Below are 1892 nucleotides of genomic sequence, written 5' to 3' on the forward strand. Positions count from 1 at the left end.
ACTACAAAACTGGACTTCTTGAACTACAAAACTGGAATTGTATTTTATAATATTTTTGTGTATACTTGGACTACAAGAAAAGGATGTGTAGTTTATATGCAAGAAATGACTTTGTATCATAACTCTTTAAATACTATTCCTATGCGCTTATGGACTGAAGAAGAACAAAACTTTTTCTTTGGTATCATTACACAAGCAAGAGATAGAGGAACTGACGTTTTAAAGTTTTCAAAAAGTGATCTACAAGATTTTGCTAGCTATAACAATAAAAATTCTAAAGACTTCAGGAATACCATGAAACAATTATCTGATAAATTAGAAAATCTGCGCTATCGAGAAGAAACAAGTAACTCCTATGCTTCAATGATATTATTTCAACGTTTTTATGCAACATGGACAGACGATCTGTCTGACATGACATTAGAGATTCGTGTTTCTGAAGATTTTGAGTATATTTTAAATCAGCTACAAGCTGAATTTACAAAGTTTGAGTTAAAACAGTTTACAAACATTCGATCTACATACGCGAAAACCATGTATAGGCTGTTAAAACAATGGCGAACTGTTGGTAAAAAGGAATTCTCAAAAGAAGAACTGTTTACTGCTTTAGAAGTTCCTAAAAGTACACAACGTCCTACTAATTTTAACGAACGTGTGCTGAAACCTATTCAAAAAGAACTGACTCCTTATTTTTCTGCACTTAAAATTTCACCGATTAAAGCGAATACCAGAGGGAATCCTGTTACTGGATATTGCTTTACATGGCAAGCGGAAAAAACAGGCGAATGGAGAGATTTTGAAAAGCTAGACAAACATAGTAAAAAGAAGCCTATTCGTACGGAATCTATTCCTGAAGATATCCGTCTTGCGGAAAAAGTGGACGAGGAAAAAAAGAAAAAACTTCAAGAAGAATTTTTTCAAAAAGCAATTCAGTTGCGTGATAAATCATTTGAAGATCAAGCCCAACTTTTCTCTGAAGCTAGAAAAGTTGACACCTACAGAATGCCAAATGCTTCTCAATTTTTAGATACATTAGCTACTCTAATGGCTTTTGATTTAAAAACATATTGGGATCCTATTTTACACAAGGCACAGTCTGAAGGTGAGAATATTGGCTGACAAAACAATAAAAGAACTTGCTGAAGAGTTAGGTATCTCTAAACAAGCTATTAGAAAACATTTAGCAAGGTTACCGCCAACGTTATCAGTAACTAAAACAGGTCGAGTTCACACTTTAAACGCTGATGTACAAGATTTTATAAGAAATAGAGTTACCACTGTTACCGACAACCAAGACAGCAACCAAAACAACGAGGTTACCATACTAAAAGATGTTGTAATTTCTGATTTAAAACAAGATAAGATTGATCTCAAAAATCAAGTGTCTGAATTACAAAAATTATTGGATCAACAACAACAACTGACCCTTCAGTCGAATAAGCGAATCGAACAGCTAGAAGCGCAATTACAAATTGGCTCTGAAACGTCTGAAGAGAAAAAGGCTTCAGCTGAAGAACAACAACCTGATCCTGATTCAGTACAAGACAAAAAGTGGTGGCATTTTCTGAAGAAATAAAAAAAGATACTCAATAAATGAGTATCTTCCAGGATATCTTATTGACCGAATCACCAGAAATAAGATAATAAATATATTCACTTTATTACTCATATAGCAACACAAATGAATACAAAAATGGTAATCATGTAAAATATAATAATCAAAATGATTCAGGAGGTATAATTATGATTGTCTCTTCAGTAGCACTTGTAACGTTGATTACAACTTACATTTTAGTTAGTGGTTAAAATAACACTGTCCCCTAAACTCACAATGAGAATTTCACAAACTCACAATCATCAAAATGTAGGAATGAAGGGGACTTGTTAGATAT

Annotated in this window: 2 protein-coding genes; both read left to right on the top strand. The window is 33.1% G+C overall.

Annotated features, from left to right (window positions below; all coding sequences use genetic code 11):
* Window positions 1–1119 (top strand): replication initiation protein (locus A5819_RS18855; RefSeq protein ID WP_086353117.1); only part of this gene is annotated, 1119 nt, incomplete at its 5' end.
* Complete coding sequence (locus A5819_RS18860) at window positions 1112–1576, top strand: DUF536 domain-containing protein (RefSeq protein WP_139843569.1); 465 nt, start codon at window positions 1112–1114, stop codon at window positions 1574–1576. The genes A5819_RS18855 and A5819_RS18860, both read left to right, overlap by 8 nt.
* Window positions 1577–1892 lie beyond the last annotated feature (316 nt).

Source organism: Enterococcus sp. 7E2_DIV0204, from assembly GCF_002140855.1.
GTDB classification, from domain to species: domain Bacteria; phylum Bacillota; class Bacilli; order Lactobacillales; family Enterococcaceae; genus Enterococcus_L; species Enterococcus_L lemimoniae.